Raw genomic sequence first — 20,131 nt, forward strand, 5'->3', positions numbered from 1 at the left:
GTTTACCTGACAGGCCGGGTTGCCTGAATCGCGAGCAAGCCCGCTCCCACGTTATTAGTGCAGGCGTTCGCTCAGGTCTTCAGAAAACAGATCATCTTCAGCATCCGGGCTGACCGGGATCTTGTGCTCCTCGCTGGCCCAGGCGCCCAGGTCGATCAGTTTGCAGCGGTCAGAGCAAAACGGGCGAAACGCGTTGGTGGTATCCCATTGCACGGCTGTGCCGCAGGTCGGGCAGTCGATGGTCATAGGTTTGGTCATGGTTGGCCTCCACGCAGAGTTAAATAAAAGTGATGCAGGCGCTCGACCTCAGTCTGCAGCGCCTTCAGATCCTTGTCATTGACCAGCACATCGTCAGCGTGGCGAAGGCGATCTTCGCGGCTGGCCTGTGCCTTGAGAATGGCCTGGACCTGCTGTTCGCTGGTGTTGTCGCGCAATAGCGTGCGTTGTATCTGCAAGGCTTGCGGTGCATCGATCACCAGTACGCGTTGGGTTGTCGTGTATTGGCCGGACTCGATCAACAGCGGCGAAACCAGAATGGCATAAGGCGATTGTGCCTGCGCCAGATTGGCTGCGATCTCTTCACGAATCAGCGGGTGCAGCAGTGCTTCAAGCCAGCGGCGTTGCTCGGGGTCGGCAAAGATCAGGTTGCGCAATGCGCCGCGGTTGAGTTGCCCGTCGGCTTGCAGCACCTGCGTGCCAAAGTGTTCGGCAATCCTGGCCAGCGCCGGGCGCCCCGGCTCAACGACCCAGCGCGCCGCATGATCAGCGTCCACCACATGTACGCCCATCGCGGCAAAGTGCTCGGCAGCGGCGCTTTTGCCACTGCCGATACCGCCGGTAAGCCCGAGAATCCAGGGTTTGGAGGGTGGAGTCATCATGTCAAACCGAAACCTGCCAATAGAAGCCGGTTATTTGACCACCCCAGAGCAATGCAATCCAGCCGGCAATTGCCAGATACGGTGCAAAGGGGATCGGGGTACTGGTCCTGGCCCGGCGCAAGAGCAACAGCCCAACCCCTGCAGCGGCCCCCAGCATTGAAGACAGCAGGATGGTCAGCGGCAGAACCGCAACCCCGCCCCAGGCGCCGAGCACGGCCAGTAGCTTGAAGTCGCCGTAGCCCATGCCGTCCTTGCCGGTGATCAGTTTGAACATCCAGAACACCGACCACAGGCTTGCATAGCCCAGCGCTGCGCCCCATACGGCCTGCCCCAGTGTGGTGAACAGGGAGAAGCTGTTGAGCAACAAGCCCAGCCAGAGCAGCGGGAAAACCAGCACGTCGGGCACGATTTGATGCTCGGCATCGATCAGGCAAATGGCGAATAACCCCCAGGTCAGCACCAGCATCCAGCCCGCCTGGGCGCCAAAACCGAAATGCCAGGCAACAAAAGCCGACAATGCCGCGCAGGCCAGCTCAGTAAGGGGGTAACGCAGGCTGATCGGGGTTTTGCAGTGTGAGCACTTGCCGCGTAAAAACAGGTAGCTCAGCAGCGGAATGTTCTCTCGGGCGCGCAGTGAATGCTGGCAATCGGGGCAGTGGGAGCGCGGGCGCAGCAGGTTATACACAGGGCCCCTGGCCGGCTCGGGCAAGCCCAGGATGTCGCGCGCCTGGGCCTGCCAGTCCCGTTCAAGCATCTGGGGCAAGCGCCACGCCAGTACATTTATAAAGCTGCCCACCAGCAAGCCGAGAATCAGGGCGCAGGCGATAAATGCGTCGGGGTGATGGCTCAGCAATTCAATCATGCTTAGATTACCTGGCCCAGGTTGAAGATCGGCAAGTACATGGCGATGACCAGCCCGCCAACCATGACTCCAAGTACCACCATGATGATCGGCTCCAGCAACGTTGTCAGGTGGTCGACCTGTGTGTCGACCTCGCTTTCATAATAGGCGGCAACGTGGTCCAGCATGCTGTCTAATGTGCCGGATTCTTCGCCAATTGCTGTCATCTGAATTGCCATGCTCGGGAATACTCCGACGGCAGCCATTGCCACATGGATCGGGCTACCAGTCGCAACCTGTTGTTTGAGCCGCAGCACCGCGTCCTTGTGCAGGTTATTGCGCGTGGCGCTGGCGACACTGTTCAGCGCTTCGAGCAATGGCACCCCGGCAGCCAGGGTGGTCGACAGCGTACGGGCAAAACGGGCGATGGCTGACATGTGCAGCAGATTGCCCAGGACGGGTAAATGCAGCAGCCAGCGATCAATGCGCTGGCGCAAGGCTGGGCAATGTTTGTAGCGATGATGAAGGCCGGCCAGAATGACGCCGCTCATACACAGCAGCCACAGGCCATGTGCCTGCAAGCCATCAGACAGGCCGATGACCCACAAGGTCAGCGCCGGCAGTTGCGCATCGAATGAGCGGAACACGCCCTGAAACTGCGGCACCACTGCGATCAGCAAAATACTGCACACCCCCAGCGCCACCAAGAGCACGGCGCTGGGATAGGTCATGGCTTTTTTGATTTTCCTTTTCAGGGCTTCGGTTTTTTCCCTGTAGGTCGCCACCCGTTGCAGCATGACGTCCAGCGCCCCGGCCAGTTCCCCCGCTTCCACGAGGCTGCAAAACAGCGGGTCGAAATGTGCCGGTTTTTTGCGCAGTGCTGCCGTAAAGCTGGTGCCTGCGCCGATGTCCTGTTTGAGTTCGGTGACCTGCTGGCGCATGGCCCGGCTCTCGAAACCGTCGGCGATCACCCCCAGGGCTTGCTGCAAGGCAATACCGGCGCTGATCAGGGTTGCCAACTGGCGGGTGAACAGGGTGATATCCAGCGCCGTGATGGATTTGCCTGCATCGCGATCGCGACTGTAATGGCGGCGGATTTTACTAACGGTAATACCTTGGCGGCGTAGTTGGACCCTGATCATGGCGTGGCTGTCAGCCGAGATCTGGCCGCTGGTTTTAACGCCGTTGCCATCTGTGCCTTGCCAGCGGTAGAGGGTGTTTTTAACGGCCTGTGTTGCCATGCATCGATCCTTGGAGCGCTGCGCGCCCGGCTGTGTTTTAAGATCAAAGACTAGATGCACCGCGCGTTGGCCCGGCAACTGGAAGGTGAGCAAACGTGTCTGCGATGCAGTTGTGGAGCAACGGCCCACTAACCTTGATAGCCTGTGCGCACTTTTTTGCCTGCACAGCATTGCCTGGCACCCGTGGGTGCCCCTTTTCTGGAGACTTCATGTGAAACAACAACAAGGCTTCACCCTGATCGAACTGATGATTGTGGTTGCCATCATCGGTCTGATTGCTTCGTTCGCTTTTCCGGCTTACCACGAGCATGTGATGAAGACCCGTTTTGCCGAGGTGAACACCATCAGCAACACTTACAAGACGGCCGTTGCCCTGTGCTACAGCCAGACCAATGATTTGATGGCCTGTGATGCGGGCACCAACGGTATCCCGGGGCCAGCCGAAGCCACGGAAAACCTGGCCGCGGGCATGACCGTGATCGATGGCGTGATCACCCTGGCCGGGACCCAGGCCGCAGGCGGTTGGGTCAGCGTACTGGTACCGACCCCAGGCAATTCAGGCAGCACCCTGATCTGGACGCAAAACGGTACTTGCCTGGCCAGCGGTGCCTGCAAATAGCCAATGATTGGCCCACTACCGATGTGCAGGCCTGCTTTTACCGCGGCCCGCATCACCGTAATTGCCGGGTTTTTGCGTCGGTGCTAGCGTTACACATACCGCCGGTGTAGCTCAGTCGGTAGAGCAGCGCACTCGTAACGCGAAGGTCGCAGGTTCGATTCCTGTCTCCGGCACCATTTTAAAAGCCATCCGGTCAATGCCGGGTGGCTTTTTTCGTTCTGGCGCAACGCCTGGCACATTGACGTCCGAAAATGGCGAGAAGCGGCAAAAGCGCGATGCTATTCTGCGGCCCATGACCACAGATAACAGCCTGTCTACGCCCAGCACCGCAGCCTGCGAAATCGCTCGCCTGAGCCGCGATGCGCGATTTGACGGGGTGTTTTTCACGGCCGTGCTCAGCACCCGGATCTACTGCCGCCCCGTGTGCCCGGCCCGAGCGCCAAAAGCCGAAAACGTGGTCTATTACCCCAGCGCAGCAGCGGCTCAAGCCCAAGGCTTTCGCCCCTGTTTGCGTTGTCGGCCCGAGCTGGCACCGGGCAATCAGCTTTGGTTGCAGGGCGAGCATCTGGTGGCGCGAGCCTTGAAGCTTATTAATGAGGGTTACCTGGCTGAGCACTCACTGGAGGGGTTGGCCGAGCGCATGAACATCGGTGCGCGGCAATTGCGTCGCCTGTTTGTTCAGTACCTGGGGGCGCCGCCGATGGCCGTGCATGCCACCCAGCGCCTGCTGTTTGCCAAGCAACTGTTGACCGAAACCGACCTGTCGATCACTGAAGTGGCAATGGCATCCGGCTTTGGTAGCCTGCGTCGTTTCAATGCGGCGTTTGCCGAAGCCAATCATGCCGAGCCGCGTGCCTTCAGGCGCAGCCCAAAGGCAGGGGCCGACAAGGCTCTGGTGTTGCGCCTGGGGTATCGCCCGCCTTATGACTTCGCGGCCTTGCTGGGGTTTTTGCAGACCCGGGCCTTGCCCGGTATCGAACAGGTCGATGAGTGCAGCTATCAGCGGGTGTTTGGCCGTGCTGACGCCCCCGGCTGGTTGCGGGTCAGTGCCTGGCCGGGTGAACAGCATGCGTTGCAACTGGAACTGCGCAATGTGCCGCCCGGGCAGATGCTGGCGGTCGTCACGCGGATCCGGCGTATGTTCGATCTGGATGCCGACCCGCTGGCTATCGCCCGCACCTTGAGTGCCAGCTCGCTGCTGGCGCCTGTGATCGGGCGTTATCCGGGGCTGCGCTTGCCGGGTGGCTGGGATGGTTTTGAAGTGGCGGTACGAGCCGTACTGGGGCAGCAAGTCAGCGTGGCTGCTGCACGCACCCTGGCCAGTCGAATCGTGCAGCGTCATGGCGTTGCCATTGAGGCCGAGCAGGGCCCGGGGCTGGATCGGTTGTTCCCCGGCCCCGAGCAGATGGCGCAGGCTGATCTTGGGCAAATGGGCATTACCCAGGCACGGATCAACACGATTCAGGGGATAGCGCGTGCACTGATGGAGGGCCGCGTCGACTTCGCCGTGGAGCAACCCCTGGAACGTTTTATCCAGCGCTGGGTGCAACTGCCCGGCATTGGCGAATGGACCGCGCATTACATCGCCATGCGCGTGCTCAAGCATCCTGATGCGTTTCCGGCGGCGGACCTGATTCTGCGCCGCGAAGCCAACCCCCAGGGCGAGCCGTTAAGTACCAAGGGGCTGCAGGCACTGGCTGAAAGCTGGCGCCCGTGGCGAGCTTATTCAGTGATGTATTTATGGCGTGCGGCGACCGATTCGGCCGCTGCCCGCAAGGTGTGAACATGACACAGATTTACTACGAGTACATGCCATCACCGATTGGGCCGTTGTTCTTGGTCGCCGATGATGCAGGTTTGCGCGAAGTGCGTTTTGAGCTGGACCGTCGGCCCCATGCACCGCAGGAGGGCTGGGTGCATTCGCCACAAAAGCTCGCAGAAGTTCGCCGTCAGTTGGAGGAATATTTTGCGGGTGAGCGTCAGACGTTTGATCTGTTTCTCAAACCGCTGGGCACCGACTTTCAGCAGTCGGTCTGGCAGGCGCTGACGACCATTCCTTATGCGCTGACCACCAGTTACGGCCAGATTTCGCAGCAGATCCATCGGCCCAAAGCGTCCCGTGCAGTGGGGGCGGCAAACGGGCGTAATCCGATCCCGATCATCATCCCGTGCCACCGGGTGATTGGCAGCAATGGCACCTTGACTGGTTTTGCCGGTGGTCTGGCAGCCAAACAATGGCTGCTGGAACATGAGATCAAGTGCCGCCGGCACGATTGATACATATGCCTTGGTTTTGTGGCCGCTGGCTTGTCGGCGATGCAGATACTGAGGGCTGTCAGGCAAACCGCGGCGATACCATCGCGAGCAAGCCCGCTCCCACAATGTCGCCGTAAATCCAGTGGGAGCTGGCTTGCCTGCGATGCAGGTACTGGGGGCTGTCAGGCAAACGGTGGCGATACCATCGCGAGCAAGCCCGCTCCCACAATGTCGCCGTAAATCCAGTGGGAGCTGGCTTGCCTGCGATGCAGGCACTGAGGGCTGTCAGGCAAACCGTGGCGATACCATCGCGAGCAAGCCCGCTCCCACAATGTCGCCGTAAATCCAGTGGGAGCTGGCTTGCCTGCGATGCAGGCACAGGGGGCTGTCAGGCAAACGGTGGCGATACCATCGCGAGCAAGCCCGCTCCCACAATGTCGCCGCAAGTCCAGTGGGAGCTGGCTTGTCGGCGATGCAGGTACTGAGGGCTGTCAGGCAAACCGTGGCGATACCATCGCGAGCAAGCCCGCTCCCACAATGTCGCCGTAAATCCAGTGGGAGCTAGCTTGCCTGCGATGCAGGCACAGGGGGCTGTCAGGCAAACCGTGGCGATACCATCGCGAGCAAGCCCGCTCCCACAATGTCGCCGCAAGTCCAGTGGGAGCTGGCTTGCCTGCGATGCAGGCACAGGGGGCTGTCAGGCAAACCGCGGCGATACCATCGCGAGCAAGCCCGCTCCCACAATGTCGCCGCAAGTCCAGTGGGAGCTGGCTTGTCGGCGATGCAGGTACTGAGGGCTGTCAGGCAAACCGTGGCGATACCATCGCGAGCAAGCCCGCTCCCACAATGTCGCCGTAAATCCAGTGGGAGCTAGCTTGCCTGCGATGCAGGCACTGAGGGCTGTCAGGCAAACCGTGGCGATACCATCGCGAGCAAGCCCGCTCCCACAGGTGGGGGGGGTTACAGGCTTAGCCGCATCGACAAGTCCACCGCCTTTACATCCTTGGTCATGGCGCCAATGGAGATGTAGTCGACTCCGGTTTCGGCGATCGGCCGCAAGGTCGTCTCGTTGATGCCGCCGCTGGCTTCCAGCTTGGCCTTGCCCGCGTTCAGGCGGACCGCTTCACGCATGTCAGCCATGCTCAATTCGTCGAGCATGATGATGTCGGCCCCTGCCGCCAGCGCCTCCTTGAGTTCTGCCAGGCTTTCAACTTCGATCTCGACCGGCTTGCCCGGGGCGATCTTGTGCGCAGCGCTGATGGCCTGGGCAATGCCACCGCACGCAGCAATGTGGTTTTCCTTGATCAGGAATGCGTCGTAAAGCCCGATGCGGTGATTGTGGCAGCCACCGCAAGTCACCGCATATTTCTGCGCCATACGCAAACCGGGCAGGGTTTTACGAGTGTCCAGCAGCTTGACCTGTGTGTCCGCCACTTGATCGGCCAAATGCTGTGCATGGGTGGCGACGCCTGACAGCATCTGCAGGAAGTTCAGTGCGCTGCGTTCGCCGCTGAGCAGCGAACGGGCCGGGCCTTCCAGGTGAAACAGCACCTGGTTAGGGCTTACGCGCTCGCCATCAGCCACCTGCCAATGCACGGCAACCCGTGGGTCAAGCTGGCGAAACACAGTGTCGACCCAGGCGGTACCGCTGATCACCGCCGCTTCACGGGTAATGATCGTGGCTTTGGCCAGGCGCTCGGCCGGGATCAGCCGTGCAGTGATATCGCCGCTGCCAATGTCTTCGGCTAACGCACGACGCACGTTGGCTTCGATTTCGGCAGTGAGGTCGGCCAGGCGTAAATTCGGCATAACGAGCTCCACAAACAAAGTGCGCCGATTATAGGGGCATGCCACGGGTGAACCCAAGGTGTGCGAAGAGTCACATGCAAATACCTGCAATGTGCTGTTTTCGGCACTTTGAGCATTAATTTGCCCCTGCATTCATTCAAATGAAGAGTCCGCTGGTACAAGCGCCATCTTTTACAAGATAATCCGCCTTGCAATTGGCGCCATAGCTTTGACGTGTTGCCATTGCTCTAAATTTCGATAAACCGGCCAGTGCTCGAGCGCCTGCCGGTTTCTGTTTGTGAGCGTCAAAAATGGCTCTGACCACGCGCGTTCACTGGCAAGCGAAGAGACCCTTCAGGGAGGCCAGGATGCAAAATGACGGGAAAGTGGGGCCTGGGCACAGGACCGCCACGGAGTTGGCGATGCACTCGCCGCTTGCCCGCCTGCCTGTGATCCTGCTGCAGGTTCATGACAAGGCTGCCCAGCAGCTCAGAAACGACCTGCAGGTGCTGTTTGAAAACGCTGACGCCACGCTCTTCAAAATGGCTGACAAGGCGCAGAACGACACCGAGCAAAGTCTGTTTTTCGAGGCCATGCGCGATGTGCGGCTAAAACGCAAAAGCATTGAGCGCGGGTTTCTTGAGCGTCTGTTCGAGGCCTTTATCCGGCTGACCCAACCCGATGTGAGTGAGCCTACCCTGCCGGGCATTGCTCCAGCGCAAGCGGTGTTCTCGCTGATGGCCAATGATCTTGAGCGCACGCAAGTGACTCATGCGATGGTGACGCGGGTACTGACCCGCAGCCAGTTGGCCTTGTGCCAGTTAAGCACGCGTCTCAATACCCTCAGCTGTGTACCGCTGGATGAGCACAACAACCCGCTGGGCCCGGCGAGGTTGTGTGAGTATTTTTTGCAGGCCAAGCGCGACCAGGGCATGGACATCAAGGTCAAGCTGATCATGATGCGGCTGTTCGAAAAGTACCTGCTTGACCAGACCGGGCAGCTGTACGCCGATGCCAACCAGCTGTTGATCGCCACGGGCGTGCTGCCAGACCTGTCCGACCGGGCCTCATGCTGCGCCGCCAAGGTGGGCATCCATGCGCAAGCATTGCCCGAGGCCAGCGAAGACGCGAGCAAGCTGGTGGGGCTGATTTTTGAGTACATCCACGATGACAGCAACCTGTCGCAACCGTTGCGCAAATTGCTCGCGCTGCTGTGTGAACCGATGTTGCAGATCGCTCAATGCGATCAGAATTTTTTCAGCTGTGACAGCCACCCGGCCCGACGCCTGTTAAACGTCATGGCCGATGCCGCGATCGGTTGGGATGCCTGCACCGATAGCCGCAACGATCCGCTCTACCGTAAGGTCGAGCATGTGGTGCTGCAGTTGACCCGCTATGCCGGCAATAACCCGGCGTTGCTTGAGTCCTTGTTGCATGACTTTTCGATGTTTACCCGCGGCGAACGCAGCCGCACCGAGTTGCTTGAGCAGCGCACCCGAGATGCCGAGCAGGCCAGGCGCCGTCTGGCGCTGCAACCGGACCCGGTGCAGCCGTGGCCATTGCCGGCTCTCGATGAACAGGGCCACCTGGGTTTGCTGTTGGTCAGCCAGCTGCGTATTGGCAGCTGGATCGAGTTGCAGGAAGAGGGCTGCGCACAGCTGCGTTGTAAGTTGATTACGATTCTGGAGCCGGACGGTACGCATATCTTTGTAAACCGGATCGGGGCCAAGGTACTGGAAAAGAGCCGCAATGATTTAATCGTGCAACTGCGCAACGGCAGTCTTTTGCTGGTGGATGACCGTCTGTTGGTCGACCGGGCGCTGGAGTCGGTGATAGACAGTTTGCGGCAGTCCGGCGCGGAGTAATCACGCCCGGCACAGATTGCTCCCCATCGACGCGCGCATCGCGGCATACTGGGCCTTTGGTTTTGCCTGTCGAAGGAGCCTGTATGCAGATGGACCCCGCGAGCGGCTGGTTTCATGGCGTGCGCCATTGCCCGTCACCCAACTTCAATGCGCGTCCGAGCGACGAAATCTCCCTGTTGGTGATCCACAACATCAGTTTGCCGCCGGGGCAGTTCGGCACCGGCAAGGTGCAGGAGTTCTTCCAGAATCAACTGGACGTCACAGAACATCCTTACTTTGCAGGCATCATTGACCTGAGGGTTAGTGCGCATTTTCTGATTGAACGTGACGGCGCAGTCACCCAGTTTGTCTCCTGTTTTGATCGTGCCTGGCATGCGGGGGTTTCGAGTTTCGAGGGCCGGGAAACCTGCAATGATTTTTCCCTGGGCATTGAGCTTGAGGGCACCGATGATCTGCCCTATACGGATGCGCAATATCAGGCGCTGACGGCCTTGAGCCGACAATTGCAGGCGGCTTTTCCCGCCATCAGCGGGCACCGGGTTTGTGGCCACAGCGACGTGGCCCCCGGGCGCAAGACCGATCCGGGGCCGGCTTTTGACTGGCAGCGCTTTCGCAGCGCGTTGCAGCACACAGGAGATAAACAATGAGTTTTGTGGTGTTACTGCTGGCGATTCTGGTCGAGAAATTCTCGGGCGTGCGTCAGCGCCTGCAGCGTGATGGCGGCTGGTTGCGCGAGCTGCACAAGCTGGAAGCCAGCCCTGGTTTGGGCAACAAGCCCTGGTGGGTGCTGTTTATCCTGATTGCGTTGCCTGCAGCGGTATTGGGTTTGCTGCTGGTGGTGTTGCACCCGGTGGCTTATGGCCTGCTGGCGCTGCCAATCCATCTGCTGGTGGTGATTTACAGCCTGGGGCGTGGCGATCTGCTGGGGGGGCTGGGGCCGTTTCGCGACGCCTGGCGCCGGGGGGATCTGCAGGCGGCCGCTCATGTGGCCGAGCGTGACCTGCGGGTAACTGCAGACAGCGGTGAGCAGTTGCTGGAGAACGTGCAGAGGCATCTGCTGTGGCAGGCTTATCAAAGCTTCTTTGCAGTGATTTTCTGGTACTTCCTGCTGGGCCCGGTGGCGGTCTTGAGTTATCGCCTGCTGGCCCTGGCGCAGGAGCACAGCCAGAACCCGGCGCTGGTCGAACGTGCCGGGCAATTGCGCCATGCCTTTGACTGGTTGCCGGTGCGGCTGCTGGCGGCCAGCTTTGCCCTGGTGGGCAACTTTGCGGCGGTCAGTCGGGTGATGCTGCATGAATTGCTGAGCTGGGACATCAGTGCTGCGCAACTGATCGACAAGGCCGGTTGTGCCGCCGCCGAAATCCCTGTGCCGCAGCTTGGGCCTGAAGGCGTGAGCAGCCTCGACACCCTGTGGGCCTTGCTGCTGCGTGCGGCGGTGCTGTGGTATGCGTGCTTTGCGGTGTGGGCGTTGTTGCTCTGACAGCACGCAACCCCTGTCGATACTCTGTAGTCGCTGACGAGGCACGAGGCTGCGTTCGGCTGCGCAGCAGTCGTAAAACCATGTAACCCGGTGGTGCAGGCATAACGGAGTTTCAGGGGTTGCGACCGCTTCGCGCTCGGACGCAGCCTCGTACTACTCGTCAGCGACTACAGGGAGCCAGGTCAGTGCTTCCAGCCAAACAGCTCGCAGGCATTGGTGGTACTTGCACTTGCCAGGGCGTCAGGGCTAATCCCCATCACCTCGGCCAGTGCCCGGCAAATATCGGGCAGGTGCTGCGGACTGTTGCGCTGGTTGGGGTACATGGCCGGGGCCATATCGGGCGAATCGGTTTCCAGCACGATGGCGTCCAGCGGCAGGTCGACGATCACCTTGCGCAGGCGCAAGGCCTGTGGCCAGGTAGCCGCGCCGCCCAGGCCCAGCTTGAAGCCCAGCTTTATATACTCGCGGGCTTCTTCGCGACTGCCGGCAAACGCATGCACGATCCCGCCGCGCTGCAGCTTGAGGCGCTTGAGGGTGGCAATGACTTGCGCATGGCTACGGCGCACATGCAGCAGGGCGGGCAGGGCAAAGTCGGCAGCCAACTGTAATTGGGCTTCAAACAGTTGTTGCTGGCCCTCGCGGTCAAGCTCGGGCAGAAAGTAGTCCAGGCCGATCTCACCCACGGCACACACTTGCGGGTGCCCCGCCAGACGGCTCAGCCACTGCCCCAGTTCAACCACATGCTCGGGGCGATGCTCGTTGAGGTACACCGGGTGCAGGCCAAACGCGGCATACAGCTGACTGTCGGTTTGGACCAAGTCCCACACGCGCTGCCAATTGCTCTGGTAGACCCCCAGTACCACCATTTTCTCAACCCCCAACGCCCGACTGCCTGCCAGTAACTGCGGGCGGTCAGCATCAAAGTCCGGGAAGTCGAGGTGGGTATGGGTGTCGATCAGTTGCATGCTCAGGCCTGATGGATACGCTGTTTGAAGTTACGCGCAATGGCATGGATACCGGGCACGTAGTTTTGCTCTTCAATCGCAGCCAGCGCCAGGTTCAGGGCTGTTTCGGCAATCAGTTTGTGTTGTTGGCCCATCGCATTGACGGGCAGCGGCAGGAAATCCAGCAACTGTGTGTCGCCAAAGGTGGCCAGGCGCGATGGCGGGCGCTGAGTCGGGTGTTCCAGCAATGCATCGAACATCCCTTGCAGCAGCACATAGGAGGTGGTGATCAGCGCATCGGGGAAGTGCCCCTGGCGTGCCAGCAGATCATCAATGATGCGCCGTCCGCATTCGCGGCTGAACGCGCTGCCGTGTTCAATCAACACGTCGCCCTTGAAACCTTCGACCGCTTGCTTGAAGCCGGCTTCACGCGCCTGGCTGACGCTCAGTTCAGGGCGCGCACCGATCAGTACAATCTGACGCGGCAATGGCTGCAGCAGGCTGCGGGTCAGTTGCAGGCTGGCTTCGCAATCATCGCTGATCACCGAGCAGAAGCGCTCCGGCTCCAGAGTCCGGTCAATGGCAATGATCGGCATGCCCAGGTCTTGCAACTGGCGGTAGCTGTCATCGTCTGCGGGCAAGCAACTGGCCACGAACAGGGCATCGCAGCGACGGGCACGAAACAACTTGAGCAATTGGCGCTCGCTGTCCGGCGCATCGTCGGAGCTGGCGATCAGCAACTGATAGCCACGGGCACGGGCACCTTGCTCAAGCTGCTTGGCCAGGCGCGCATAGCTGGGGTTTTCCAGGTCCGGCAGGATAAACCCCAAGGTGCGCGTGTGTCGGCTGCGCAGCCCGGCTGCCTGCGGGTTGGGCGTGAAGCCGTGCTCCTCGACCACCGCACGTACGCGCTCGACCGTGCTGCTGCTGATGCGCTGCTGTTCGGCTTTTCCATTGATGACATAGCTGGCAGTCGTTACGGAAACACCTGCCAATTGAGCGATATCACTGAGTTTCACGCCGAATATTCCTTATTTTTTGTAGTACATGTCGACATTCTGGCCAATCCTAACCGATAAAGGCAGCCGACCATCGTCTGCCTTGGGTGCGCTGTATTTATTTGCGACATCTGCCCGCTGCCGCCAGGCAATACGACAAGTTGGACTTCAAGCGCGGGCAATTATGCAGTAACGTGCCGGGTATTCTTGATTAAACGTTTCAGCCACCGTATTTAAAGGCGCCTGTGCTGGTAGCTATGTGTTTGCCACACATCTGCTGACGCAGCCCGGGACGGGCGACCTAAGCTGACTTAATTCAAAACAATACCGGTTGCCATTGAGTACCGGAAAGGAGAACGCATGCTCGAGCTCACTATAGAGCAGATATCCATGGGCCAGACGGCTGTGGATAAATCTGCGGCGCTGCAATTGCTGGCCGATAAACTGGTTGCCGATGGCCTGGTGGCCGAAGGTTATCTGAGCGGCCTGCAAGCGCGTGAGGCTCAGGGCTCGACCTTTCTGGGCCAGGGCATCGCCATCCCCCACGGCACCCCTGAAACCCGCGAGCTGGTGTTTACCACGGGCGTGCGTTTGCTGCAGTTCCCTGAAGGGGTGGATTGGGGCGATGGCCAGATCGTGTACCTGGCGATTGGTATTGCGGCCAAGTCCGACGAACATTTGCGCTTGCTGCAACTGCTGACCCGTGCCCTGGGCGAAACCGATCTGGGCGAGGCCCTGCGCCGCGCCAGCTCTGCCGAGGCGTTGCTCAAGCTGTTGCAGGGCGCACCGCAAGAGCTGGCGCTGGATGCTCAGATGATTGGCCTGGGTGTTTCTGCTGACGACTTTGAGGAACTGGTATGGCGCGGCGCCCGTCTGTTGCGCCAGGCCGATTGCGTGAGCAATGGCTTTGCTGCCGTCTTGCAACAAGTCGATGCACTGCCGCTGGGTGATGGCCTGTGGTGGCTGCACAGCGAGCAAACCGTCAAGCGTCCGGGGCTGGCGTTTGTGACCCCCGACAAACCGATGCGCTATCTGGGCCAACCGTTGAGCGGCCTGTTTTGCCTGGCCAGCCTCGGTGAAGCCCATCAGGCCTTGCTGGAACGCTTGTGTGCGCTGCTGATTGCCGGTCGCGGCCATGAACTGGGCAATGCCACCAGTCGCCGTGCCGTGCTGGAAGTACTGGGCGGTGAGCTGCCAGCCGACTGGCCAAGTGCCCGTATCCCTCTGGCCAACGCCCACGGCCTGCATGCGCGCCCGGCCAAGGTGCTGGCGCAACTGGCAAAAAGTTTTGAAGGCGAAATTCGCGTCAGGATCGTCGATGGTCAGGACTCGGCCGTTTCGGCCAAGAGCCTGAGCAAGCTGCTGAGCCTGGGTGCCCGTCGCGGTCAGGTGCTGGAGTTTGTCGCTGAGCCGACGATCGCCAACGACGCCTTGCCCGCACTGCTGGCTGCAGTTGAGGCCGGTTTGGGTGAAGAAGTCGAACCGTTGCCGACGGTGGCCGAAGCTGTACCCGGGGTAGCCGAAATTGCCACGGTGCTTACCGCACCAGCGGCTGGCAGCACGGTGCAGGCCATTGCTGCCTCGCCCGGCATTGCCATTGGCCCGGCCCATATACTGGTGTTGCAAACGTTCGATTACCCGCTGCGTGGTGAGTCCTGCGTGGTCGAGCGAGAGCGTCTGCAAAAAGCCCTGAGTGAAGTGCGCAAGGATATTGAAGGCCTGATTACGCGCAGCCAGTCCAAGGCTATCCGCGAAATTTTCATTACCCACCAGGAAATGCTCGACGACCCGGAGCTGACCGATGAAGTGGATTCGCGCCTCAAGCAGGGCGAAAGCGCTGAAGCGGCGTGGATGTCGGTGATCGAGGCCGCTGCGCGTCAGCAGGAGTCCTTGCAGGATGCCCTGCTCGCCGAGCGGGCAGCCGACTTGCGGGATATCGGCCGTCGTGTGCTGGCCCAGCTGTGTGGTGTCGAAACCCCTGCAGAACCCGACCAGCCGTATGTGCTGGTGATGGATGAGGTCGGGCCTTCGGATGTTGCGCGCCTTGATCCGGCGCGGGTGGCGGGTATTTTGACCGCCCGCGGCGGTGCGACGGCGCACAGCGCGATTGTTGCCCGTGCCCTCGGCATTCCGGCCCTGGTGGGCGCTGGGGAAGCGGTGCTGTTGCTGGCGCCGGGTACTGAGCTGTTGATTGATGGCCAGCGCGGTCGCCTGCATGTATCCCCTGACGCAGACGCCTTGCAGCGCGCCACGCAAGAGCGCGACAGTCGTGAGCAGCGTCTGCTGGCAGCCTCTGCGCGGCGCCACGAACTGGCCGTGACCCAGGACGGGCATGCGGTGGAAGTGTTTGCCAATATCGGCGAAAGCAAAGGCGTCGCCACGGCGGTGGAGCAGGGCGCCGAAGGCATTGGCCTGCTGCGCACCGAACTGATTTTCATGGCCCATTCGCAAGTGCCGGACGAGGCGACGCAAGAAGCTGAATACCGCCGTGTGCTCGATGGTCTGGCCGGTCGACCGCTGGTCGTGCGCACGCTGGACGTGGGTGGCGACAAGCCGCTGCCGTACTGGCCGATCGAGAAAGAAGAAAACCCGTTTTTGGGTGTGCGGGGTATTCGCCTGACCCTGCAACGCCCGCAAGTGATGGAAAGCCAGTTGCGCGCCTTGCTGCGCTCGGCGGACAACCGCCCGCTGCGCATCATGTTCCCGATGGTGGGCAGCGTGGCAGAGTGGCGTGCCGCCCGCGACATGACCGAGCGTCTGCGTCTGGAAATCCCGGTCGCTGACCTGCAACTGGGGATCATGATCGAAGTCCCGTCCGCCGCCTTGCTGGCGCCGGTGCTGGCCAGGGAGGTGGACTTTTTCAGCGTCGGCACCAACGACCTGACGCAGTACACCCTGGCCATCGACCGTGGTCACCCGACCCTGTCGGCCCAGGCAGACGGTCTGCACCCGGCGGTGTTGCAACTGATCGACATCACCGTGCGTGCCGCCCATGCCCACGGCAAATGGGTGGGCGTTTGCGGCGAACTGGCGGCCGACCCGCTGGCCGTGCCAGTACTTGTCGGTCTTGGGGTGGACGAGCTGAGCGTTTCGGCGCGCAGCATCCCCGAGGTCAAGGCGCGGGTTCGCGAGTCGAGCATGGACCGTCTGAAAACCCTGGCCGCCGAGGCATTGAGCGTCGGCAGCCCGGATGAAGTCCGTGCCTTGGTGGAGGCGCTCTGATGGCCCGTATTCTGACAGTTACCCTTAACCCGGCACTGGACTTGACCGTGCGCCTTGCTCAGCTGCAGCCGGGTGAAGTCAACCGCAGCCCGCTGATGCTGACCCATGCCGCCGGCAAGGGCTTGAATGTCGCGCAAGTGCTGGCCGACCTGGGCCACACCATGACCGTGAGCGGTTTTTTGGGCGAAGACAATGCGCAAGCGTTCGATGCCCTGTTCAAGCGTCGCGGTTTTGTCGATGCCTTTATCCGCGTACCGGGCGAAACCCGCAGCAATATCAAGCTGGCCGAAGACGACGGCCGCGTCACCGACCTTAACGGGCCGGGGCCGCAAGTTGGCGCACAGGCGCAGCAAACGTTGCTCGACACCCTTGAACGCATTGCCCCCGGGCATGACGCGGTCGTGGTGGCTGGCAGTTTGCCCCGGGGCGTCAGCCCGCAGTGGTTGCATGACCTGCTGCTGCGCCTTAAGGGCATGGGGTTGAAAGTGATCCTGGACACCAGCGGCGAGGCCTTGAAGCAAGGGCTGGCGGCGGGCCCCTGGCTGATCAAGCCCAACAGTGAAGAACTCAGCGATGCCCTGGGCAGCGATATCAGCAGCCTTGCAGCGCAGATTGCTGCGGCATCTCGCTTGCAGGCGCAGGGCGTCGAGCATGTAGTCATTTCCCACGGTGCAGAAGGCGTGAACTGGTTCAGCCGCGCACCGGCCTTGCAGGCGTTGCCGCCCACAGTCAGCGTCGCCAGCACGGTGGGCGCAGGCGATTCGCTGCTGGCGGGCATGGTCCACGGTTTGCTCAGCGGCCACAGCCCCGAGCAGACCCTGCGCACCGCCACGGCCATTGCGGCAATGGCCGTTACCCAGATCGGTTTTGGTATCAGCGATGCGGCGCACCTGGCGACGCTCGAAAGCGGCGTTCGCGTTCGCCCCCTGACAGAAGAATAAAAGGAATCCACATGAAATTAGCCATTGTGACGGGCTGCCCCAACGGCATGGTAACCAGCGTGCTGTGTGCCCGCCTGCTTGACGCTGCGGCGCAGCGCCAGGGCTGGAGCACCAGCGTTGAAGTCCACGACCCCAAGCACCCTGAACGCCAGTTGTCGGCGGCGACCATCGACGAAGCCGAGTGGGTGTTGGTGGTCAGCAGCACACCGCTGGATATGCAGCGTTTTATCGGCAAGCGGGTGTTCCAGAGCACCCCGGCCCAGGCCCTGCAAGATGTAGAAGCGGTGTTGCAGCGTGGTGTGCAGGAGGCCGAGGTCTACGTGGCTGCGGCGCCATCGGCTGCGGATAAAAACGCACAGAAAGCCCCGAAAATCGTTGCCGTCACCGCCTGCCCTACGGGCGTGGCGCACACCTTTATGGCGGCGGAAGCCTTGCAGCAAGCGGCCAAGCGTTTGGGCTATGACTTGCAGGTCGAGACCCAGGGTTCGGTAGGCGCGCGCAACCCGTTGAGCGCTGAAGCCATCCGCGATGCCGATGTGGTGTTGCTGGCGGCAGATATCGAGGTGCCAACCGAGCGTTTTGCCGGCAAGAAAATCTATCGTTGCGGCACCGGTATCGCCCTGAAACAGGCCGAAGCCACGCTGAACAAGGCGTTGAGCGAAGGCCAGCAGGAGAGCGCCGCGGCTGCGGGCGGGGCACCAGCCAAGCAAGAGAAGGCCGGGGTCTACAAACACTTGCTGACGGGCGTGTCCTTTATGCTGCCGATGGTGGTGGCGGGCGGATTGCTGATCGCGCTGTCGTTCGTGTTTGGCATCGAGGCCTATAAAGAGCCTGGCACGCTGGCGGCGGCGTTGATGCAGATCGGTGGCGATGCCGCGTTCAAATTGATGGTGCCGTTGTTGGCGGGTTACATCGCCTACTCGATTGCCGACCGCCCGGGCCTGGCGCCGGGGATGATTGGCGGGCTGTTGGCCAGCACCTTGGGGGCCGGTTTTATCGGCGGGATCATTGCCGGTTTTATCGCCGGTTACTGCGCCAAGGCGATCAACCGTTATGCGCGGTTGCCGCAAAGTCTTGAAGCGTTGAAACCGATTTTGATCATCCCGTTGTTCGCCAGCCTGTTTACCGGTCTGGTGATGATTTATGTGGTGGGCAAGCCGGTTGCCGGAATGCTGGAAGGCCTGACCCATTTCCTCGACAGCATGGGTACCACCAACGCCATCCTGCTCGGTGTATTGCTGGGCGGCATGATGTGCGTCGACCTGGGCGGGCCGATCAACAAGGCGGCCTATGCGTTTTCGGTAGGGCTGCTGGCCTCGCAAAGTTATGCACCGATGGCGGCCACAATGGCTGCTGGCATGGTGCCGCCGATTGGCTTGGGCATTGCCACGTTCCTGGCGCGCCGCAAGTTCGCCCAGACTGAGCGCGAGGCGGGCAAGGCTGCGCTGGTGCTGGGGCTGTGCTTTATTTCTGAAGGTGCAATCCCGTTTGCTGCCAAGGACCCGCTGCGGGTGATCCCGGCGAGCATCGTCGGTGGCGCGTTGACGGGGGCATTGTCGATGTACTTCGGCTGCAAGCTGATGGCACCGCACGGTGGCCTGTTTGTCATGCTGATCCCGAACGCGATCAACCATGCGCTGCTGTACTTGTTGGCGATTGTGGCAGGTAGCTTGCTGACGGCGGTGGTGTACGCAGTGATCAAGCGGCCGGAGCCGGTTGAAATGGCGCTGGAGACGGCCAAAGCATAAAAACAATCCCCGCTCCCACAATGTCACCGCAAATCCAGTGGGAGCTGGCTTGCCTGCGATGCAGGCACCGTTGTCTGTCAGGCAAACCGTGGCGATGCCATCGCGAGCAAGCCCGCTCCCACAAGAGCTGAGCAGCTTGTCCGACTAATACACATCCCGCCGATAGCGCCCTTGCTCGATCAGCAGCTCCACCGCTTCAGCCCCCAGCATGTCGATCAGCGCCTGATCCACACCCGCCGCCATCCCCTGCAAACTGCCGCAGATATAAATCGCCGCGCCCTGGTCCAGCCATTGGCGTACCTGCTCGGCAGACTCGCGCAAGCGGTCCTGCACATACACCTTCTGCGCCTGATCCCGCGAAAACGCCAGATCCAGCCGCGCCAGATCACCCCTGGCCAGCCAGCCCTGCACGTGGCGATGCCATTGCGAGCAAGCCCGCTCTCTCAATGTCACCGCAAATCCAGTGGGAGCTGGCTTGCCTGCGATGCAGGCACCGTGGTCTGTCAGGCAAACCGTGGCGATGCCATCGCGAGCAAGCCCGCTCCCACAAGAGCTGAGCAGCTTGTCCGACTAATACACATCCCGCCGATAGCGCCCTTGCTCGATCAGCAGCTCCACCGCTTCAGCCCCCAGCATGTCGATCAGCGCCTGATCCACACCCGCCGCCATTCCCTGCAAACTGCCGCAGATATAAATAGCCGCGCCTTGTGCCAGCCATTGGCGTACCTGCTCGGCAGACTCGCGCAAGCGGTCCTGCACATACACCTTCTGCGCCTGATCCCGCGAAAACGCCAGATCCAGCCGCGCCAGATCACCCCTGGCCAGCCAGCCCTGCACGTGGCGATGCCATTGCGAGCAAGCCCGCTCTCTCAATGTCACCGCAAATCCAGTGGGAGCTGGCTTGCCTGCGATGCAGGCACCGTGGTCTGTCAGGCAAACCGTGGCGATGCCATCGCGAGCAAGCCCGCTCCCACAAGAGCTGAGCAGCTTGTCCGACTAATACACATCCCGCCGATAGCGCCCTTGCTCGATCAGCAGCTCCACCGCTTCAGCCCCCAGCATGTCGATCAGCGCCTGATCCACACCCGCCGCCATTCCCTGCAAACTGCCACAGATATAAATCGCCGCGCCTTGGGCCAGCCATTGGCGTACTTGCCCGGCAGACTCGTGCAAGCGGTCCTGCACATACACCTTCTGCGCCTGATCCCGTGAAAACGCCAGGTCCAGCCGCGCCAGATCACCACTGGCCAACCAGCCCTGCACGTGGCGATGCCATTGCGAGCAAGCCCGCTCTCTCAATGTCACCGCAA

At 61.2% G+C, this 20,131-nt stretch carries 16 protein-coding genes, 1 tRNA gene and 3 pseudogenes; 10 read left to right on the forward strand and 10 right to left on the reverse strand.

Annotated elements, in window-relative coordinates:
• Positions 1 to 54: 54 nt before the first annotated feature.
• Genes yacG through BFC21_RS22375 form a run of 4 tightly spaced genes read right to left on the reverse strand, consistent with a single transcriptional unit; the run spans position 55 to position 2,960 of the window.
• Positions 55 to 258: a DNA gyrase inhibitor YacG gene (yacG, locus tag BFC21_RS22360; protein ID WP_016779444.1), complete on the reverse strand. Its 204-nt coding sequence runs from the start codon at positions 256 to 258 to the stop codon at positions 55 to 57.
• Positions 255 to 878 carry a dephospho-CoA kinase gene (coaE, locus tag BFC21_RS22365; protein ID WP_088378955.1) on the reverse strand — a complete coding sequence of 208 codons (624 nt, stop codon included), beginning with the start codon at positions 876 to 878 and terminating at the stop codon, positions 255 to 257. The genes yacG and coaE overlap by 4 nt, the downstream gene beginning before the upstream one ends.
• A 1-nt stretch (position 879) precedes the next feature.
• Complete coding sequence (locus tag BFC21_RS22370; RefSeq protein WP_088378956.1) at positions 880 to 1,740, reverse strand: A24 family peptidase; 861 nt, start codon at positions 1,738 to 1,740, stop codon at positions 880 to 882.
• 2 nt (positions 1,741 to 1,742) lie between these two features.
• Complete coding sequence (locus tag BFC21_RS22375; protein ID WP_088378957.1) at positions 1,743 to 2,960, reverse strand: type II secretion system F family protein; 1,218 nt, start codon at positions 2,958 to 2,960, stop codon at positions 1,743 to 1,745.
• Between the two features lie 211 nt (positions 2,961 to 3,171).
• On the opposite strand from BFC21_RS22375, the gene BFC21_RS22380 reads away from it, so the two are divergent.
• From BFC21_RS22380 to BFC21_RS22395, 4 genes are all read left to right on the forward strand, one after another.
• Entirely contained in the window at positions 3,172 to 3,579 is a 408-nt protein-coding gene (locus BFC21_RS22380) for a prepilin-type N-terminal cleavage/methylation domain-containing protein (RefSeq protein WP_088378958.1), read from the forward strand.
• Between the two features lie 100 nt (positions 3,580 to 3,679).
• Positions 3,680 to 3,755, forward strand: a tRNA-Thr gene (locus BFC21_RS22385).
• 116 nt (positions 3,756 to 3,871) lie between these two features.
• The gene (locus tag BFC21_RS22390) at positions 3,872 to 5,362 is read left to right on the forward strand and encodes a DNA-3-methyladenine glycosylase 2 (RefSeq protein WP_162939367.1); all 1,491 of its coding nucleotides are present in this window, start codon (positions 3,872 to 3,874) and stop codon (positions 5,360 to 5,362) included.
• Positions 5,363 to 5,364: 2 nt separating this feature from the next.
• On the forward strand, positions 5,365 to 5,856 hold the full coding sequence (locus BFC21_RS22395; RefSeq protein ID WP_088378960.1) for a methylated-DNA--[protein]-cysteine S-methyltransferase: 492 nt from the start codon (positions 5,365 to 5,367) through the stop codon (positions 5,854 to 5,856).
• A gap of 939 nt (positions 5,857 to 6,795) precedes the next feature.
• Here the strand turns inward: BFC21_RS22395 and nadC are convergent.
• Positions 6,796 to 7,644 carry a carboxylating nicotinate-nucleotide diphosphorylase gene (nadC, locus tag BFC21_RS22410; protein ID WP_016779451.1) on the reverse strand — a complete coding sequence of 283 codons (849 nt, stop codon included), beginning with the start codon at positions 7,642 to 7,644 and terminating at the stop codon, positions 6,796 to 6,798.
• A gap of 401 nt (positions 7,645 to 8,045) precedes the next feature.
• Here nadC and BFC21_RS22415 point away from each other — a divergent pair, with 401 nt between their 5' ends.
• The 3 genes from BFC21_RS22415 to ampE all read left to right on the forward strand — a co-directional run bounded on the left by BFC21_RS22415 (position 8,046) and on the right by ampE (position 10,968).
• A complete protein-coding gene (locus BFC21_RS22415) occupies positions 8,046 to 9,488 on the forward strand; it encodes a DUF1631 family protein (protein ID WP_371914922.1) in 1,443 nt (480 codons plus the stop codon).
• An 83-nt stretch (positions 9,489 to 9,571) separates the two neighbouring features.
• Complete coding sequence (ampD, locus tag BFC21_RS22420) at positions 9,572 to 10,135, forward strand: 1,6-anhydro-N-acetylmuramyl-L-alanine amidase AmpD (protein ID WP_016779453.1); 564 nt, start codon at positions 9,572 to 9,574, stop codon at positions 10,133 to 10,135.
• Positions 10,132 to 10,968 (forward strand): regulatory signaling modulator protein AmpE, encoded by an 837-nt coding sequence (gene ampE / locus BFC21_RS22425; RefSeq protein ID WP_088378962.1) that lies wholly within the window; start codon positions 10,132 to 10,134, stop codon positions 10,966 to 10,968. The genes ampD and ampE overlap by 4 nt, the downstream gene beginning before the upstream one ends.
• A 182-nt stretch (positions 10,969 to 11,150) precedes the next feature.
• Here ampE and BFC21_RS22430 read toward each other — a convergent pair whose 3' ends face one another.
• Positions 11,151 to 11,933, reverse strand: coding sequence for a TatD family hydrolase (locus BFC21_RS22430; RefSeq protein ID WP_120266494.1), 783 nt, complete (start codon positions 11,931 to 11,933; stop codon positions 11,151 to 11,153).
• 2 nt (positions 11,934 to 11,935) lie between these two features.
• Positions 11,936 to 12,931 carry a catabolite repressor/activator gene (cra, locus tag BFC21_RS22435; protein ID WP_088378964.1) on the reverse strand — a complete coding sequence of 332 codons (996 nt, stop codon included), beginning with the start codon at positions 12,929 to 12,931 and terminating at the stop codon, positions 11,936 to 11,938.
• Between the two features lie 339 nt (positions 12,932 to 13,270).
• Here cra and ptsP point away from each other — a divergent pair, with 339 nt between their 5' ends.
• The 3 genes from ptsP to BFC21_RS22450 are packed head-to-tail and all read left to right on the forward strand — an operon-like array spanning position 13,271 to position 18,821.
• Positions 13,271 to 16,132 carry a phosphoenolpyruvate--protein phosphotransferase gene (ptsP, locus tag BFC21_RS22440; RefSeq protein ID WP_088378965.1) on the forward strand — a complete coding sequence of 954 codons (2,862 nt, stop codon included), beginning with the start codon at positions 13,271 to 13,273 and terminating at the stop codon, positions 16,130 to 16,132.
• Positions 16,132 to 17,073: a 1-phosphofructokinase gene (gene pfkB, locus BFC21_RS22445; RefSeq protein ID WP_088378966.1), complete on the forward strand. Its 942-nt coding sequence runs from the start codon at positions 16,132 to 16,134 to the stop codon at positions 17,071 to 17,073. The genes ptsP and pfkB overlap by 1 nt, the downstream gene beginning before the upstream one ends.
• 11 nt (positions 17,074 to 17,084) lie before the next feature.
• On the forward strand, positions 17,085 to 18,821 hold the full coding sequence (locus BFC21_RS22450) for a PTS fructose-like transporter subunit IIB (RefSeq protein WP_120266495.1): 1,737 nt from the start codon (positions 17,085 to 17,087) through the stop codon (positions 18,819 to 18,821).
• Positions 18,822 to 18,965: 144 nt separating this feature from the next.
• On the opposite strand, the pseudogene BFC21_RS22455 reads toward BFC21_RS22450, so the two are convergent.
• The 3 pseudogenes from BFC21_RS22455 to BFC21_RS22465 all read right to left on the reverse strand — a co-directional run.
• A pseudogene (locus BFC21_RS22455) lies at positions 18,966 to 19,232 on the reverse strand (flavodoxin); the annotation flags it as partial.
• 159 nt (positions 19,233 to 19,391) lie between these two features.
• Positions 19,392 to 19,658 (reverse strand): annotated as a pseudogene (locus BFC21_RS22460) (flavodoxin); the annotation flags it as partial.
• Positions 19,659 to 19,817: 159 nt separating this feature from the next.
• Positions 19,818 to 20,084: pseudogene (locus tag BFC21_RS22465) on the reverse strand (flavodoxin); the annotation flags it as partial.
• Positions 20,085 to 20,131: the final 47 nt, after the last annotated feature.

The organism is Pseudomonas sp. TMW 2.1634, assembly GCF_001703595.1.
GTDB lineage: Bacteria > Pseudomonadota > Gammaproteobacteria > Pseudomonadales > Pseudomonadaceae > Aquipseudomonas > Aquipseudomonas fragi.

What these genes read in the sequence shown, in the direction of transcription:
- yacG (WP_016779444.1), bottom strand. Translation starts at nt 258, where the DNA reads ATGACCAAACCTATGACCATCGACTGCCCGACCTGCGGCACAGCCGTG.
- coaE (WP_088378955.1), bottom strand. Translation starts at nt 878, where the DNA reads ATGATGACTCCACCCTCCAAACCCTGGATTCTCGGGCTTACCGGCGGT.
- BFC21_RS22370 (WP_088378956.1), bottom strand. Translation starts at nt 1,740, where the DNA reads ATGATTGAATTGCTGAGCCATCACCCCGACGCATTTATCGCCTGCGCC.
- BFC21_RS22375 (WP_088378957.1), bottom strand. Translation starts at nt 2,960, where the DNA reads ATGGCAACACAGGCCGTTAAAAACACCCTCTACCGCTGGCAAGGCACA.
- BFC21_RS22390 (WP_162939367.1), top strand. Translation starts at nt 3,872, where the DNA reads ATGACCACAGATAACAGCCTGTCTACGCCCAGCACCGCAGCCTGCGAA.
- BFC21_RS22395 (WP_088378960.1), top strand. Translation starts at nt 5,365, where the DNA reads ATGACACAGATTTACTACGAGTACATGCCATCACCGATTGGGCCGTTG.
- nadC (WP_016779451.1), bottom strand. Translation starts at nt 7,644, where the DNA reads ATGCCGAATTTACGCCTGGCCGACCTCACTGCCGAAATCGAAGCCAAC.
- BFC21_RS22415 (WP_371914922.1), top strand. Translation starts at nt 8,046, where the DNA reads ATGCACTCGCCGCTTGCCCGCCTGCCTGTGATCCTGCTGCAGGTTCAT.
- ampD (WP_016779453.1), top strand. Translation starts at nt 9,572, where the DNA reads ATGCAGATGGACCCCGCGAGCGGCTGGTTTCATGGCGTGCGCCATTGC.
- ampE (WP_088378962.1), top strand. Translation starts at nt 10,132, where the DNA reads ATGAGTTTTGTGGTGTTACTGCTGGCGATTCTGGTCGAGAAATTCTCG.
- BFC21_RS22430 (WP_120266494.1), bottom strand. Translation starts at nt 11,933, where the DNA reads ATGCAACTGATCGACACCCATACCCACCTCGACTTCCCGGACTTTGAT.
- ptsP (WP_088378965.1), top strand. Translation starts at nt 13,271, where the DNA reads ATGCTCGAGCTCACTATAGAGCAGATATCCATGGGCCAGACGGCTGTG.
- pfkB (WP_088378966.1), top strand. Translation starts at nt 16,132, where the DNA reads ATGGCCCGTATTCTGACAGTTACCCTTAACCCGGCACTGGACTTGACC.
- BFC21_RS22450 (WP_120266495.1), top strand. Translation starts at nt 17,085, where the DNA reads ATGAAATTAGCCATTGTGACGGGCTGCCCCAACGGCATGGTAACCAGC.